The 16,557-nt window shown below is 64.1% G+C and carries 9 protein-coding genes and 2 tRNA genes; 6 read left to right on the top strand and 5 right to left on the bottom strand.

What is annotated here, in order from left to right:
• Positions 1-41: 41 nt before the first annotated feature.
• Entirely contained in the window at positions 42-527 is a 486-nt protein-coding gene (locus GTP27_RS21235; RefSeq protein ID WP_161041097.1) for an asparaginase domain-containing protein, read from the top strand.
• A gap of 10 nt (positions 528-537) precedes the next feature.
• On the opposite strand, the gene GTP27_RS21230 is transcribed toward GTP27_RS21235, so the two are convergent.
• The 3 genes from GTP27_RS21230 to dinB form a co-directional block, all read right to left on the bottom strand.
• Positions 538-8,271, bottom strand: coding sequence for an SPM autocatalytic domain-containing protein (locus tag GTP27_RS21230; RefSeq protein ID WP_161041096.1), 7,734 nt, complete (start codon positions 8,269-8,271; stop codon positions 538-540).
• A gap of 178 nt (positions 8,272-8,449) precedes the next feature.
• Positions 8,450-9,346 carry a recombination-associated protein RdgC gene (locus tag GTP27_RS21225; protein ID WP_161041095.1) on the bottom strand — a complete coding sequence of 299 codons (897 nt, stop codon included), beginning with the start codon at positions 9,344-9,346 and terminating at the stop codon, positions 8,450-8,452.
• Between the two features lie 69 nt (positions 9,347-9,415).
• Positions 9,416-10,567 (bottom strand): DNA polymerase IV, encoded by a 1,152-nt coding sequence (dinB, locus tag GTP27_RS21220; RefSeq protein WP_161041094.1) that lies wholly within the window; start codon positions 10,565-10,567, stop codon positions 9,416-9,418.
• A 126-nt stretch (positions 10,568-10,693) separates the two neighbouring features.
• Here dinB and GTP27_RS21215 point away from each other — a divergent pair, with 126 nt between their 5' ends.
• From GTP27_RS21215 to GTP27_RS21195, 5 genes are all read left to right on the top strand, one after another.
• On the top strand, positions 10,694-11,524 hold the full coding sequence (locus GTP27_RS21215; protein WP_161041093.1) for a substrate-binding periplasmic protein: 831 nt from the start codon (positions 10,694-10,696) through the stop codon (positions 11,522-11,524).
• Positions 11,525-11,666: 142 nt separating this feature from the next.
• Positions 11,667-11,742 (top strand) — tRNA-Val (locus tag GTP27_RS21210).
• A gap of 22 nt (positions 11,743-11,764) precedes the next feature.
• Positions 11,765-11,841: transfer RNA gene (locus GTP27_RS21205), tRNA-Asp, on the top strand.
• A 212-nt stretch (positions 11,842-12,053) separates the two neighbouring features.
• On the top strand, positions 12,054-12,536 hold the full coding sequence (locus GTP27_RS21200; protein WP_161041092.1) for a cyclic nucleotide-binding domain-containing protein: 483 nt from the start codon (positions 12,054-12,056) through the stop codon (positions 12,534-12,536).
• The gene (locus GTP27_RS21195) at positions 12,533-13,660 is read left to right on the top strand and encodes an AI-2E family transporter (RefSeq protein WP_161041091.1); all 1,128 of its coding nucleotides are present in this window, start codon (positions 12,533-12,535) and stop codon (positions 13,658-13,660) included. Before GTP27_RS21200 ends, GTP27_RS21195 begins: the two co-directional genes overlap by 4 nt.
• Positions 13,661-14,182: 522 nt before the next feature.
• On the opposite strand, the gene ahpF is transcribed toward GTP27_RS21195, so the two are convergent.
• Both ahpF and ahpC read right to left on the bottom strand, forming a co-directional pair.
• The gene (ahpF, locus tag GTP27_RS21190; protein WP_161041090.1) at positions 14,183-15,772 is read right to left on the bottom strand and encodes an alkyl hydroperoxide reductase subunit F; all 1,590 of its coding nucleotides are present in this window, start codon (positions 15,770-15,772) and stop codon (positions 14,183-14,185) included.
• A gap of 94 nt (positions 15,773-15,866) precedes the next feature.
• Positions 15,867-16,430, bottom strand: coding sequence for an alkyl hydroperoxide reductase subunit C (ahpC, locus tag GTP27_RS21185; RefSeq protein WP_155435771.1), 564 nt, complete (start codon positions 16,428-16,430; stop codon positions 15,867-15,869).
• Positions 16,431-16,557 lie beyond the last annotated feature (127 nt).

Below are 16,557 nucleotides of genomic sequence, written 5' to 3'. Positions count from 1 at the left end.
GGTTATGATGCACATCATTTTACCGACACCGAGCACACACCATGACTTTGCGCATCCTCGCCACCGGCGGCACTTTCGACAAACACTACGACGAAATCAACGGCAAGCTGACCTTTGGTGAAAGCCACCTGCCAGCCCTGCTGGCGCGCTGCCGCCTGACCGTGGACGTAGCGCTGGAACAGCTGCCGCTGATGGATTCGCTGGACATGGTCGATGCCGACCGCGAGCGCATACTGGCCAGCTGCACGGCCGCAGCGGAAAAAGCCATCGTCATCATCCACGGCACCGATACCATGCCGCAAACGGCCACCGTACTGGGCCCGGCCCAGCTGGGCAAAACCATCGTCCTGACGGGCGCCATGATTCCCTACGAAATTGCCAATTCGGACGCCATGTTCAATCTGGGCTTTGCCAGCGCCGTGGCGCAAACCCTGCCGGCCGGCGTGTATGTGGCCATGAACGGCAAAATTTTTGCGTGGGACAACGTACAGAAAAACAAAGCAGCGGGCGTGTTCCAGCCGCTGTAAGCACGTTACCCTAGCGGCGCGGCACAGCCAGCAGTGCTGCAGGGTCTGGCTGCGGCCAGGCCGGCTGCGCCAGCTGGCTGGTAGCCCCCGTAGCCGGACTATAGCCCGCGGTAGCAGCGGTCACTCCGCCGCTCGCAGCAAACTGCTGCAGCGCATCGGCCAGACGGCCCGTCTGCAGGTTCAGCTGTCCGCCCGCCCCTGCTGCGCTCCCATTCGTCTGCCCGCCATCCGCTGCGGCCAGCGTCGCGCCATCGCCCTGGCGGAACCAGACGTCAGCCAGCGCATGGCTGCTGCCATCGGTGCTGGTATAGCTGCTGCTGGCGCCGATCAGATTACCCTGCTCCAGCGTGGCGCCTATCTGCGCTGCCAGCGCCAGGCTGCGGATCTGCAGCTGCCCCAGCGTGTACAGTTCATCCGCCGTGCTCTGGCCGTCGCTATTCCTATCCACCCACACGCGTAGCTGGCCGAAAGCGCTATCCTGCGCATCGATCTGGCCATCGTGGTTGCTATCGAGCGCGGCCAGCGCAGCGTAGCCGTCCGCTGCGCGGCTGCCATCGGCCAGCGGCGTGGCCATGCCGAATAGCTCGCTGCCATCGTTGATCACGCCATCCTGATTGCGGTCCAGCGCCAGCAGGCCATCGCCGGGGGCGATCCAGCCGCTTGCCTGCCGCTGTCCACTGGCAGCAAGATCGAACTGCACGCCGGCGCTGGCGGCCAGCGTCTGCACGCCATGGCCATCCAGATCCAGCGCCAGCGGCGTGATAAAGGTCAGCGCCGCGATCTGCGCCGGTGTGAAGGCCGCCTTCTGGGCTGCGCTCAATTCGTTGTACTGGTTCACCGACAGGGCGCGCATCTGCGCCGTGCTCAGGGCCAGCAGCTGATCCGTCTGCAGACCGGCCATCTGCATCGTCGACAGCACGGTAATCTGGCGCGTGCTCAGGCCGCCGATATCGCGCGCCTCGATGGCGCCCATATCGCGCGAACTGAGCGCCGCTATCATGGCCGTGCTCAGCGCCCGCAGCTGGCCCGACGACAGCGCCACCATCTGCGCCGTGGTGAACTGGCTGGCATTGCTGCCATTCGGCTGCATCACGCTGATCTGGGCCAGCGTCATGGCCGCCACCTGCGCCGTGTTCAGCGCCAGCAACTGGTCGCTGCGCAGGGCGCGGAAAGTTTCGGTGCGCAGCTGGGCGATATCGGCCGCGTCGATGCCGCCTATCATATCGGTCTGGATCTGCCCCATGGCAGCCGAGCCTAGCGCAGCAAACTGGCTGCCCGTGAGCGCGCGCAGCTGGTCGCTGCCCATGGCCGACAGCAGGCTGCCATCACGCCCCGAGGCGTTGAGCATCAGCGGGTTGATGGCGGCAACTGCCGCCGTGCGCAGCGCTGCCACCTGCGTGCTCGACAGCGCCGTGAGCTGGGTGCTGTTCATGCCGCCTACCTGCTGGCTATTCAGGGCGGCCACTTGCGCCGCATTCAGGGCCGCCAGCTGCGCCGTTTTCAGTACCGCAATCGCGGCCGTTTTCAGCGCCGCCAGATCGGCCGTTTCCAGTGCTGCCAGCTGGGCTGTCTGCAGCGACTGTACCTGTGCACTACCGAGCGCCGCTGCCTGCGCTGTGGTGAGGGCCACCAGCTGGGCTGTGCTCAGCCCCTGCAGCGCGGCCGTGCGCAGCACCGCCACCTGATCGGTGCCGAGCAGACCGAAGGACTGCACGCCGCTGCCGAACGGGTCCGCCCCCAGTTGCGCCAGCTGCGCCGAACTCAGGCCTGACAGTGCGCCCGAACTGAGCGCCTGCATGGCGCTGCTACTCAGCGCGGCAATATCGCTGGCCGGCAGATAGGCCATCTGCGCCGACGTCAGCGCACCGGCCTGACGAGCCGACAGTGCGGCGATCTGGCCGGTGGCCAGCGCGGCCAGCTGGCCGCTGCGCAGGGTGGCCATCTGCGCCGTACCCAGTCCGACCAGCTGCGCCGTGTTCAGGCTGGCCAGCACCGCGCCTGTCAGACCAGCCATGGCCGCCGTATTCAGTGCACCGATGCTGGTGCTGCCCAGCGCAGCCAGTACATCACTGCCCAGTGCGGCGATCTGGTCGCTGCGCAGCACCGTCAATTGTGCCGTGCGCAGTGCCACCAGCTGGTTGCTGCGCAGGATGCTGGCCTGCGCCGTCGACAGCCCCGCCAGCGCCGATGTTTTCAATGCCGCCACATCGGCATCGCCCAGCGCCAGCAGCGCTTCCGTGCCGATTCTGAGCAGCTGCTGCGAACCCAGCGCAGCGGCCTGCGCCGTGCTCAGCGCAGCCACCTGATAATTCGCCAGCACCGCCATCTGCGCCGTGTTCAGTATGCTCACCTGCGCCGTACTCAGGGCTGCCATGTGTGCGCCATCGAGCGCACCGATCTGGTCGGTGGTCAGGCCGATCACGGCCGCCGTGCGCAGCGCTGCCAGATCCGCCGTCTCCATGGCGCCGATCAGGGAAGGATCGAGCTGCATCAGCTGGCGGCTGCTGAACGCCGTCACCTGCGCCGTGCTGAGCGCATTGAGCTGGGCACTGCTCAGGCCCGGCAGGGCCGCCGTTCCCAGCGCAGCAATCTGCACCGTGCGCAGCGTGGCCAGCTGGCCCGCGGACAGGTCGCCGCCCAGCGCCGCCAGCTGGTCTGCGCTCAATGCTGCCAGCGCCTGCGGTGTCAGCCCCGGCAGACTGGCGCTGCCCAGCGCTGCCACTGCCGCCGGACTCAGGCCCACCATCTGGCGCGTGCCCAGCGCGCCCAGTTGCTGCGAGCTGAAGCTGCCCACCTGCTGCGGCAGCAAAGCGCCGAACTGGTCGCTGCTCAGGACGGAAAGCTGGCGCGTGTTCAGCGCCGCCAGCTGGGCCGGTGTCAATGCCGCCAGTGCCGCTGGCGCGAAGGCCAGCAGTGCGCCCGTGCCGAGTGCCGCCAGCTGCGCTGTGGCCAGTGCGGCCTGGGCTTCATCGGACAGGGCGCCTAGCTGGGTGCTGCTCAACGCCGCCACCTGCTGGGTGCCCAGCGCGGCCAGCTGCTGCGCGCTCAGGGCCCGCATCTGCGCTTCGCTCAGGCCACGCAAAGTCTGGGTACGGATGGCAGCCAGGTCGGCCAGTTCCAGCGCGGCGATATCGGCCGTGGCGAAGGCCGCCAGTTGCGCACTACCCAGCGCGGCCGCCTGCGCCGTGCTCAGCGCCACCACCTGCGCTGCGCCCAGACCGGCCAGCGCCGCTGTGCCGAGCGAGGCGATCTGCTGGGTGCTCAGCAGATCCATATGACTGACGCCGTTCTGATCGGTTGCCAGCAGCGCCAGCTGGTCCGAACTGAGCGCCGCAATGGCGCTGGTTTTCAGGCCCACCAGCGCCGCCACATTCAAGGCGGCCAGATGGGCCAGTGTCAGCCCGCTGATCTGGCGCGAGCCGAATGCAGCCAGCTGGGCCGAACCCAGTTGCGCCAGCTGGCTATTGTCGAGACTATTGAGCTGGTCGTTGCTGAGCGTGGCCAGCTGGCGGGTGCTCAGCGCCGCCACCTGATCGCCACTGAGCTGCGCCAGCATGGCAGTCGGCAGTGCCGCCATCACGGCAGTCGACAGCGCGGCCACATCGGCCGTTTCCAGCCCGGCCAGTGCGCCATCGCTCAGTGCCAGTACCTGATCGCTGCTCAGCGCAGCCACTTGCGCACTGCCCAGTGCGGCCACCTGCGCACCATTCAGCGCTGCCATCTGGCCGGTACTCAGGCCATTCAGGGCCCGCGTGGTGAGCGCCGCCAGATCAGCCGTTTCCATGGCAGCGATATCGTCCGCGCTGAGCACCGCCAGCTGGGCGCTATTGAGCATGGCCGCCTGCGCCGTGGTCAGGGCGATGGTCTGCTGCACCGTCAGCCCGGCCAGCGCGGCCGTCGACAGCACGGCAAACTGGCCGGTGCTGAGCACGCCGATCTGGTTGCCGGTGGGGTCGCTACCAAGCGCCGCCAGCTGGTCGGAATTGAGCGCCGCCAGTGCCGACGTGCCCAGCACGCGCAAGCCCAGCGCATTGATGGCGCCCACGTCTTCCGGCGAGAGTCCGGTCACATTGCGCGAACTCAGGCCCACCAGCTGGGTGGCGCCCAGTCCGGCCACCTGCTGGCTGCGCAAGGCCGCCAGCTGGTCGCTACTGAGCACGGCAAACTGGCGCGAACTGAAGCTCGACAGCTGTGCCGCCGGCATGGCGCGCAGGGCATCCGTGCTGAGCGCGGCAATATAGGCCGTGCTGAAGGCCGACATATTCGCTGTGGTGAAGGCCGCTATCACATCGGCCGGCAAGGCCTGCAGCTGGGTAGTGCTCAGCGTCAGATACTGCGCCATGGTGAGCGCTGCCAGCTGGGCCGGTGTCAGGGCCGCCAGCTGGGCCGTGGTCAGGCCCGCCACGGCGGCGGTGCGCAACGCCGAAATATCGAGCGGATCGATGGCCGCCACCGCCTGCGTGCTGAGCGCGCGCAGCTGGCTGCTGGTGAGTACCGAAGTCTGGGTCGCCGTCAGCGCAGTGGCTTCATCGGGCGTCAGACCGGCCAGCGTGGCGCTGCGCAGCACGGCGATCTGCGCGGTGGTCAGCTGCTGGATAGCATTGCTGCCGCCGCTGGCGGCCAGCACGGCCAGCTGGGCCGAACCCAGTGCCGCCAGCGCCGCCGTGCGCAGCGACGATAGCGTGGCCGTGCCCAGCGCTGCCATTTCGGCCAGCGACAGGCCCGCCAGCTGCTGCGAACTGAGCGTGGCAATCTGGCTGGCATTGAGACTGCCGAACTGGTCGCTGCCCAGTGCATTGAGCTGGGCCGTATTCAGCACGGCGATCTGGCGCGTGCCGAAGCCCGCCAGCTGGCTCAGCGACAGCGCCGCCATGCTGGCCGTATTCAGCTGCGCCAGACTGGCCGTATTCAGGGCCGGCCACGCGCTGCTGGACAGCCCGGCCAGCGCACTGGTGGCCAGCGCATTGAGCTGGGCGCTGCTCAGGATGCCGAGCTGGATAGTGCCGAGCGCGGCCAGCTGGGCGCTGCCCAGCGCGTGCGCCTGCTGGGTGCTCAGCGCGGCCAGCACATTGCTGCGCAGGGCTGCCAGACCGGCGCCGCTGAGCGCCTGCATCTGGTCCGTATTCAGTGCCGCCAGCTGCCCTGTGCCCAGCGCTGCCGCCTGAGCCACCGTCAGCGCCGCGACCTGATCGCTGCTCAGGCCCGTCAGCGTAGCGGGCCGCAGCGCTGCTATCTGGGCCGTACCGAGCAGACTGATCTGGCTATTCCGCAGCGCCGCCAGCTGCGCCGAACTGAGCGCCGTCAGTGCCGCCGTGCTCAGGGCTTGCAGGGCGGTATTGCCGAGCGCCGCAAAATCATCGCTACTCAGACCGGCCAGCTGGCGGCTGCCCAGCACCGCATACTGGCTGGCACTCCAGCCCTGCAGCTGCGCCGTGCTGAGCGCCGCGACCTGCGTGCTGCTCAGGGCGCCCAATGCATCGCTGTTGAGCGCAGCCAGCTGGCTGCTGCCCAGCAGCGCCAGCACGGCAGGCACCAGCTGCGCTACCGAGGCCGTGCCCACCGCCGCCAGATCGGCCAGCGGCACGGCGGCCAGCGCGTCGCTGGTCAGTGCGCTCAGCTGGCGGCTGCTCAGGGCGACAAATGCGGCCGTGCTGATGGCGCGGATCTGGCTGCTGGTCAGCGCCGCCATCTGGTCCGTATTCAGTCCGACGATGGCATTCGAGCGTAGCGCCGCCAGATCCTGATTCTCCATGCCGGCCAGCTGGTCCAGCGTCAGCACATTCAGCTGCGCGCTGTTCAGGGCTGCCGCCTGAGCGGTGGTCAGGGCCACCAGCTGGGCTGTGGTCAATGCCGTCAGCTGGACCGAATTCAGTGCCGCAATGCCCTGCGTGCTGAGGGCGGCGATGCCGCGCGTGCCGATGGCCAGCAGATCATCGCTGGGCAAGGCCAGCAGCTGGCGCGTACCCAAAGCGGCCAGCTGGGCATTGCTGAGCAGTGCCAGCTGGCTGGTCGACAGCGCCAGCAATTGCGCCGTGCTCAGGGCCGCCACGCTGGCCGTACCGAGCGCCTGCACGCCGTTGCTGCGCAGCGCCAGCCAGGCATCGGTGCTGAGCGCTGCAATCTGGGCGGTGGTGAGGCCGGCAATCTGGTTGCTGCTGAGCGCGGCCATGAAGCTGGTCTGCGCCGCGCCTACGGCATTGAGTACGCTGGCCGCCAGCGCTGCCAGATCCTGCGTGCTCAGGGCCGGCACCATGGCAGTATTGAGCGCCAGTAGCTGTGCGCTGCGCAGGCTGCTGAACTGCGCCGTCGTCAGCGCGGCCAGCTGGTTGCTGCCCAGCGCCGCCAGCTGGCGCGTATCGAGCGCGCTCAGACTGGCCGTGCGCAGTGCCGCCAGATCCACTGCTTCCAGCCCGGCCAGCTGGCTGCTGCTCAGTGCATTCAGCTGCTGGCTGCCCAGCTGTGCTGCCTGCAGCGTGCTCAGTGCCGTAATCTGCGCGCTGCTCAATTCGCCCAGCTGGGCCGTGCTCAGCGCTGCGATGTCCTGCGTGCTCAGCGCACCGATACCGCGCGTGCCGATGGCAGCCAGCGCGCCGCTGACCAGCACGGCCAGCTGGCGCGTGCCCAGCGCCTGTAGTTGCGCCGTGCTGAGCAGGGCGGCCTGATCGGTGGAAAGTGCCGCAATGTTCTGCGTGCCGAGTGCAACAAACTGGGCCGTGTTGAGGCGGGTGATGGCCGCGCTGCCCAGCGCCGTGTAGGCATCCGTGCCCAGCGCCGCTACCTGCGCCGTCGTCAGACTGGCAATCTGCTGGCTGCCCAGTGCCGCCATGAAGCTGCTCTGGCTGGCACCCACGGCATTGAGCGTAGCCGGGGCCAGCGCAGCAATATCCTGCGTCGATAGCAGCGCCAGATAGGCCGTGTTCAACGCCAGCAGCTGGGCACTGCGCAGATTGGCAAACTGCGCAGTAGTGAGCGCTTGCAGCTGGGCGCTACCCAGCGCCGCCAGCTGCTGGCTGTTCAGCGCGGTCAGGCTGGCGCTGCGCACGGCGGCCAGATCGGCCGTTTCCAGCCCCGCCAGCTGGCTGGTAGACAGCGCCGCCAGCTGGGCGCTGCCCAGCTGCGCCGCCTGCAGAGTGGACAGGGCCGCCACTTGCGCGCTACCCAGTTCCGCGACCTGCGCCGTACTTAGCGCGACGATATCGGCCGTGCTCAGCGCACCCATGCCGCGCGTGCCGATGGCACCTAGCGCGCCCGCCGTCAGTGCTCCCAGCTGGCGCGTGGTCAGCGCAGCCAGCTGGCCCGTACCGAGCAAGGCTAGCTGTGCTGTGGACAGGCTGGCGATGCTGGCGGTGCCCAGCGCGGCCAGATCGGCCGTTTCGAACGCAGCGATGGATTGCGTGGCCAGTGTGCTGAAGGCGGCGCTACCCAGTGCGGCACTCTGGGCCGTAGTCAGGGCCACGATCTGGCGGCTGCTCAGGGCAGCGAGAAAATCGCTGCTGGCGGCCCCCACGGCGTCGAGCCGGGCCGGGGCAATGGCGGCGATATCCTGAGTGCTGATCGCCGCCACATTGGCAGGCGCCAGATAGCTCAGTTGCAGCGTGCTCAGCGCCGCCATCTGCTGGGTGCGCAAAACCTGCACCTGCAGCGAACTGAGCGCCTGTATGTCTTCCGTCGTCCACGCCGCTACCTGCGCTGTGGTCAGGCCGACCAGCTGCGAAGTAGAGAGTGAGGGGATGGACGAGGGCATACGACTTCCTAATTTAGCAACGTCTCTTAATATATCAGAAAAGCCTGCAGTTTCCCCACGGAAACTGCGATATTTTCGTCGAAATTCAGCGTAAAAATGCCGCAAAATCAATGATTTTGCGGCATTCTTGTCAAACTACTCAAGACCGGCCAGAGTGGCCCGGCACAGGGCTAGCAACTCAGGCTTTGGCTTCGCCACCCAGTGCTTCCACCACATCGGCCATCAGCTTGGCCAGTTCACCCGTCATCAGCATGAAGTCGCCATCGAAGCGCTCTTCGTCATTCTTGGTGCTCGATTCCTTTTCGCTGATCACATCCAGCGCTTTCACTGCCTTGATGGCCAGCGATTCGGTCAGCACGAAGGAAATCTTGCTATCCCAGGTCATGGCCAGACGGGTGCACTGCTTGCCCGCTGCAATATGGCGGCGGATTTCTTCCGCTTCCAGCGTGTGGCGCACATAGCGCACGGCCGCCTTGCTTTCGCCGGTGGCGCGCAGTTCGGTATCCATATCCACCGTAAAGCCGGCCGGCGCATCGTCGGCCTGCAGCCATTCCGTCATCACGCCCACAGGCGAACGCTGTACCCGTAAACTCTCTAACGGCAGTTTATCGACGGCCTTGAGCAGCAATTTGATCACTTCATCGGCCTTGGCCGGGCTGGCCGCATCGACCACCAGCCAGCCATTGACCGGATCGATCCAGGTCCAGACATTGCTGCGGATCGAGAAGGCGCGCGGCAGCAGTTCGTCCGCCACGCGCTCTTTCAGTTCTTTCATGGCTTTTTTGCCCGGGGCGAAGCCCTGAGCTTCTTCCAGCTCGGCAGCACGGGCCTTGGCCACCTGATTGATCACCGTGTTAGGCAGCAGTTTCTTTTCCGTGCCCAGCAGGATCAGCATCTGCTTGTTCACCACGTGTACCAGGCCGCCGTTAGGACGCGGGCTGTCCCAGCCCTGACGCAGCAGTTCGTTACTGCTGGCAGGCGTGAAGGAATGGGGCGCCAGCGCCTCTTCCAGTTGTTCCGGAGTAAAGGCCCAAGGGGCCGGCAGACGATAGATCTGTAGATTCTTGAACCACATGTAATGAGCCTTGTTTCAGTAATGCTGGGGGAGCGCCATTTTACACGCTGACGGCAGTGCCGCAGCTTTCTAGGCGAACAATTCGCCCTGGGTGGGAACGCGCAGCAACGTCGCTGCGCCGGGCGGCTCCAGCGTGCTGGCGCGCACTCCCAGCAGGCGCAGCCGGCGCTGTAGCGGCACCCGTTTCAGACATTCGCGTGCCGCGTGCAGGATGGCAGCGCCATCCACCACGGGCTGGGGCAGCGTCAGGTTGCGGCTGACGATCTGGAAATCGTCATAGCGCAGCTTGACGCTGATAGTGCGGCTGACATAGCCCTTGCGTTGCAGATCCTCGGCCAGCCGCTCGCACAGCGCCGTCAGCACGCCGGACAGCACGGCACGGTCCTGCCTTGCATGCAGATCGCGCTCGAAAGTGGTTTCGCGGCTGATCGACTTGCTTTCCGTGCGGGTAGCCACGGCGCGCTGGTCGACGCCGCGCGCCGCTGCGGCCAGCCACGCCGCGTAATGGCCGCCGAAATGGTCCTGCAGCAGGCCGGCATCGGCCGCGGCCAGCTGGCCTATGGTGTCTATGCCCAGCGCGGCCAGCTTGTCGGTGGCCTTGGGGCCGATGCCATTGATCTTGCGCACGCCCAGCGGCCAGATGCGGGCAGGGATGTCTTCATAGCCGAGGATGGTCAGACCGTTGGGTTTTTCCAGATCGGAGCAGATTTTCGACAGCAGCTTGTTGGGCGTCACCCCGATCGAGCAGGTCAGGCCCGTGGCTGCATGCACGGCCTGCTTGATGCGCTGGGCCAGTTCGCGGGTTTCGCCAGCCACATGGGTCAGGTCGATATAGATTTCATCGATGCCGCGATCCTCGTAATCAGGTGCAATACTGGCCACCGCTGCCTTGAACTGACGCGAAATCTGCCGGTAGGCATCAAAGTTCACCGGCAGCAGAATCGCATCGGGCGCCAGCTTGGCCGCTTTCATCATGCCCATGGCCGAGCCCACACCGAGCGCCCGTGCTTCGTAGGTGGCGGTGGTGATCACGCCGCGCCCCACATAGTCACGCAGCCGGGCAAAGCGGTAGCTGCCGTCCGGCTGGCGTACGGGATGGGCGTCGCGCCCGCCCCCTATCACTACCGGCAAGCCGCGCAGCTCGGGATAGCGCAGCAGCTCGACGGAAGCGTAGAACGCATCCATATCGAGGTGGGCTATGCGGCGCGGTGTTTCGGACATGACGGAACAAAATTACTGTGAATTCATACAGTATCTTACGAAACATTGCGCTATGCAAGTAGTCGCTATTTCTTATGGCGCGACGGTGCTACACTGGCATGATAACTATTCGACAACTGGCTCAACATGACTGTATTGCGTGCTGTGACCCCTGCGTTGTTCTTTCTGGCCCTCGCCACTGCCCATGCTGCGGGCAGCTGCCCGCCGGCGCGGGCCGGCATCAGCGATCTCGGCTTCACCGCCTACCGCGAAGCGGGCACATTTGGAGGCAGCAATGTCGACCTCCTGCACGAGTTGCAGCGCCGTAGCGGCTGCCCCATCGAACTGATCTGGTTTCCCCATGGCCGCCTGTATGCCCAGTTCTACGACGGCCAGCTGGAACTGACCGGTGCCTCCCTGCGCACGCCCGAGCGCGACCGCTACGGCGTCTGGCTGCCCTACACCTATACCCAGTTCGAACTGGTACTGCGCAATGACAGCGCCGGCAAATTCCACTCGCTGGCCGAATTCGTCGAACACAGCACGGCGCGCCTCAACGTTCCGCGCGGGATCTCCTATTCGCGCGCCGCACTGGCGCAGATGCAGCGCCTGCAGCAGCAGGGCCGGCTGGAATATGTCAACGACTATGAGGCCGTATTCCGCAAAATCGTCGCCGGCCGCGCCGAGGGCACGCTGGCCTCGCCCACCATCCATCTACGCTACCAGCGCCAGCATCAGCTGCTGGGGCAGATGAAGGCCAGCTTCTTTAGCGAATCCCCGCGCACCATCGTCGGCCTGTATGTATCGCGCCGGGTCGCACCCGAAATCCGCCGGCGCTATGCGGACAGCCTGCGCAGCATCATCGGCGATGGCAGCGTGCAGCGCTACAACGCTCACTATCTGGGCGAAGAAATCAGCCGCCAGATGTTCCTCGGCGGGATGCAGGAAATCCTCGACGCCATGCCGCGCCAACCATGAAAAGATGCGGGCCGCAGGAATTGTTCAATTAATTTTTAAAATTATTTGGAAAAACCCTTGCGGTTTGGCGGAGCCGCCCTGTAGAATACGGCCTCGTTCAGCAGTTGTAGCAAAGTAGTAGCGACAAGCTGATATGTTTTCTGGGTGCTTAGCTCAGTTGGTAGAGCGGCGCCCTTACAAGGCGTAGGTCGGGAGTTCGACCCTCTCAGCACCCACCAGTAAAACATAACGAACGAATTTGGAGCGGTAGTTCAGTTGGTTAGAATACCGGCCTGTCACGCCGGGGGTCGCGGGTTCGAGTCCCGTCCGCTCCGCCAAATTCCGAGAGAAGCCTTTTTCAGTCTGAACGCGATCAAGATCGCGCTCTGTACAGAAGAAGGCTTTTTTCATTTCCGCACCGTGTTTCTGTCTTCATCCTCAACGGCGCGGCAAACTCGCCACGCCATGACAGCCTTACCCGTCAGTGCAGGCAGTGTTTGCGTTATGATCTTATTCATATTTCAATCTCATCCTTAGCTCGGGAGTTCCCTTGTTATTCGGCTTCCTCAAATCGCCCGAACTATCGCCGCGCCTGCAGCGGCTCAAGGCCTCGTCGCTATTCTCCACGCTCACGCCGCTGGAGCTGAAGATCGTCGACGACCTGCTGCACGAGCGCCGCTATCTGGCCGATGAAATCATTTTCGACGAAGGCGAAGAGGGGCAGGCCCTGTACCTGATCATGTCGGGCCGCGTGATCATCAGCCGTCTGCGTCCGCAGGGGCGCGAAGTGGTAGCGGAAATGGGACCGGGCGCCTTCTTCGGCGATCTGGCCCTGCTCGACAACTCGCCGCGCAATGCCCAGACGCGCGCCCTCGATAACTGCGAGCTGGCCGTATTCTTCCGCGCCGACTTCATGGGCCTGATGGAAACCGATGCCGTAATCGGCTACAAGATCTCGCTGGCACTGGCGCGCCATATCGGCTCGCGCCTGCGCGAATGGATGAGTGGCAAACCGCAGATCGAGGCCATATGAGCCGGCTGCCTGCCCAGCAGCACGCCGGCCCCATCGTCTGGAGCGGCATCATCGCCGCCACCTGTGCGCTACTGTTCCTGCTGCAGCAGATGCTGTTTCTGGCAATACCCTTCCTGCTCGCCATCGTGCTGTACTACATCCTGCAGCCGCCCATGCAGCGCCTGATCCGGCTTGGCATCAGCCACAACGCGGCCACACTGATGGTGGGCAGCATGTTCCTGCTGGTGCTGATGCTGGCCACCCTGCTGGCCATCTACTGGGACGCGGGACCATCCGAATCATGGCAGACCATGCTGGGCAAATACCTGAGCGGCGGGCTCGATTTCATCCGTCACACCATGGCCTCGCTGGAACGCCAGTTCCCCATCCTCAAGCAGATGAAGCTGGCGCGCACCGTCAACGCCCGCATGAGCAGCTTTACCAGCACCTTTATCCAGCAGCACCTGACCGACATACTGGTGTCGGTAGCGGGCTGGCTGCCGTCGCTGCTGCTGGCGCCCTTTCTGGCATTCTTCTTCCTGCGCGACGGGTCCCGCTTCAAGAAATTTCTGGCGCGCGCAGTACCGAATGCCTTCTTCGAACGGGCGCTATATCTGCTGCATGAAGTGGACCAGACTGCGCATCGCTATTTTCAGGGCCTGATCAAGCTCACCGTGCTCGATACCATCGTGCTGGCACTGGGCCTGTGGGCCATAGGCGTGTCGTCGCCGCTGGTGCTGGGCCTGATCGCCGCCATGCTGGCGTGGGTGCCGTATGTGGGTTCCATCGTCGGCTGCATGCTGGTGGTGATGGTGGCCTCGACCGATGCCCCCAGCGATCCTTCCATGGCCTACATGGCCATCAGCGTGTTCATCGGTGTGCGCCTGCTCGATGATTTCATCTTCATGCCGCTCACGCTGGGACGCAGCCTGCACATCCATCCGCTGATCACGGTGCTGATGATTTTCATCGGCGGCTCGGTGGCCGGGGTGGCAGGACTGATGCTGGTGCTGCCGCTGCTGGGCGTGGTGATGGTAGTGGGCGAAACGCTGGGCCGCCTGATCACCGATCCGCGCCTGCGTGCGCGCCACCGCAATGCCATCTACCTGCGCACGCGGCAGGCCAGCGCCGATCTGGTGCACTAAACCGTTAACGCGGACGCCGATCCGCATTAACAAAATGACACATCGCATCCAAACAGCGTGAGCTCTGCGCACAGGGGGAATACGCTCAGCGAACAACCATTTTCGCCGCAGCGTTACTCATGGGGTGTTCACCGGAACACAATTCATTTTCCTACACGTAGAGGCTAGCATGTTTCTTTCAAATTTAATCAGAAACATTTTCCCCCGTGACGTTTGCGCTAATGCCGCCCGCCCGCCGCAAACCAGCGAGAAATTACGCAACGTTAGCTTGCAGTCATCCACCACAAAACGCATGAGCGCTGGCCGTAGCTTTGCGCCCCCGTCGCGCAGTCTATTCGGCCGAGCCGGCAACAAGGTCACGGGAATCTTTCGTCCGCATCGACTGAGTCCTGTCCCGTACGGATTTGCCCAACTCCTGAAACGCTAAGCTGGCCCGGCGAATGCGCCGGCACAAATAAAATCAGCCCGATCGCAAGTTGCGACCGGGCTGCGCAGGCTCGACGTGCCGGCTGAGGGAGCAGCTTAGGCGGCAACCGCCTGTGCTGCCGGTGCCGCGGCGCTGTCGTCATCGGCGCGGATCAGGTGATCGAAGGCCGACAGGGCAGCTTTGGCACCTTCGCCGGTGGCGATGATGATCTGCTTGTACGGCACGGTGGTCACATCGCCGGCGGCAAACACGCCCGGTACCGAAGTCTGGCCACGGCTGTCGATTTCGATTTCGCCGTGACGCGACAGGGCTACCGTGCCTTTCAGCCATTCCGTATTCGGTACCAGACCGATCTGCACGAACACGCCTTCCAGATCGATACGCTTGGCCTCACCCGAGACACGGTCGGTGTAGCTGAGGCCGTTGACGATCTTGCCGTCGCCATGGATTTCCGTGGTCTGCGCCGAAACGATCACCGTCACGTTGGGCAGGCTGCGCAGCTTGCGCTGCAGCACAGCGTCAGCGCGCAGTTCGGCGCCGAACTCGATCAGCGTCACGTGCTGGACCAGACCGGCCAGATCGATGGCCGCTTCCACGCCCGAGTTACCGCCGCCGATCACGGCCACGCGCTTGCCCTTGAACAGCGGACCATCGCAGTGCGGGCAGTAGGCCACACCGTGGTTACGGTATTCCTTCTCGCCCGGCACATTGATTTCGCGCCAGCGCGCACCGGTCGCCAGGATCACCGACTTGGCTTTCAGCGTGGCGCCGCTGGCGGTCTGCACTTCGATCACTTTACCGGGCAGCAGTCTGGCAGCGCGCTGGGTGTTCATGATGTCGACCGCATATTCCTTGACGTGCTGCTCCAGCGCCACGGCAAACTTCGGACCTTCCGTCTCTTTCACGGAAATGAAGTTTTCGATGGCCAGCGTATCGAGCACCTGGCCGCCAAAGCGCTCCGCCACCACACCGGTGCGTATGCCTTTGCGGGCGGCGTAGATGGCGGCAGCGGCACCGGCAGGACCACCGCCGACGATCAGCACATCGAACACCTCTTTCTTGTTCATTTCTGCGGCCTGACGGGCACCGGCATTGGTGTCCAGCTTGGCCAGTATCTCTTCCACGCTGCTGCGGCCCTGACCGAAGTGCTCGCCGTTCAGGAACATCATGGGCACGGCCATGATCTGGCGGGCTTCCACTTCCTGCGGGAACACGCCGCCGTCGATGGTGGTGACTTTGATGCGTGGGTTAATCACCGCCATCGCATTGAGCGCCTGCACCACTTCCGGGCAATTATGGCAGCTCAGCGAGATGAAGGTCTCGAATGCGTAATCGCCGTCGAGGTTGCGGATCTGCTCGATCACGGCGTCGTCAAATTTGATGGTATGGCCGCCTACCTGCAGCAGGGCCAGTACCAGCGAGGTGAATTCATGGCCCATGGGCACGCCGGCAAACCGTACGCCGATATCGCTGCCAGCACGGTTGATGCTGAACGAAGGCAGGCGCACGCCGGGATCGGCACGCTTGACCAGCGTAATCTTGTCGCTCAGGGACACGATATCCTGCAACAGTGCTTCCATCTCCTGCGCCTTGGCGCTGCTATCGAGCGCTGCAACCAGTTCGATCGGTTGCACGACTTTTTCGAGGTAGGCTTTCAACTGGGTTTTGAGCGATGCATCCAACATGATTCTTTTCCTTACAAATATTTAGGCGTATGCCGGGCCGGACGCCCGGACCGGCATCGCGGTATTACTGTAATGGTGCTGCTGTCTTCAAGACTTAGATCTTGCCGACCAGGTCCAGCGATGGGGTCAGCGTGGCAGCGCCTTCGGTCCATTTAGCTGGGCAAACTTCGCCTGGGTGGGAAGCGACGTACAGGGCAGCTTTCACTTTACGCAGCAGTTCGGAAGCGTCGCGGCCGATGCCGTTGTCGTGCACTTCCATCACTTTGATCTGGCCTTCCGGATTGATCACGAAGGTACCGCGCAGTGCCAGGCCTTCTTCTTCGATCATCACTTCGAAGTTGCGCGACAGGGTGCCGGTTGGGTCGCCGATCAGCGGGTAGTTGACTTTCTTGATCGCGTCCGAAGTGTCGTGCCAGGCTTTGTGAGCGAAGTGGGTGTCGGTCGAAACGCCGTACACGTCCACGCCCAGCTTGGCGAATTCAGGCTGGTGATCAGCCAGATCTTCCAGTTCGGTCGGGCAGACGAAGGTGAAGTCGGCTGGGTAGAACATCAGAACCGACCATTTGCCTTTCAGGGATTCATCGCTAACGTCGATGAATTTGCCGTTGACGTAGGCGGTTGCTTTGAATGGTTTGATTTGGGTGTTAATCAGAGACATGGTGGTTTCCTCTTGGGTTGTGAATCATTGAGACGCCAGTGTACGGGTTTTCCGGCTATTAGGAAAATTGATTGTTCCAATATAATCAATTTGTTTTAGCTATCGACCCGTCATAGCAGATAGCTAT

The organism is Duganella qianjiadongensis (genome assembly GCF_009857915.1).
Classification (GTDB): Bacteria; Pseudomonadota; Gammaproteobacteria; order Burkholderiales; family Burkholderiaceae_D; genus Rugamonas; species Rugamonas qianjiadongensis.
The sequence above is the reverse complement of the archived record's forward strand: the minus strand, read 5'-3'. Positions and strand labels throughout refer to the sequence as shown.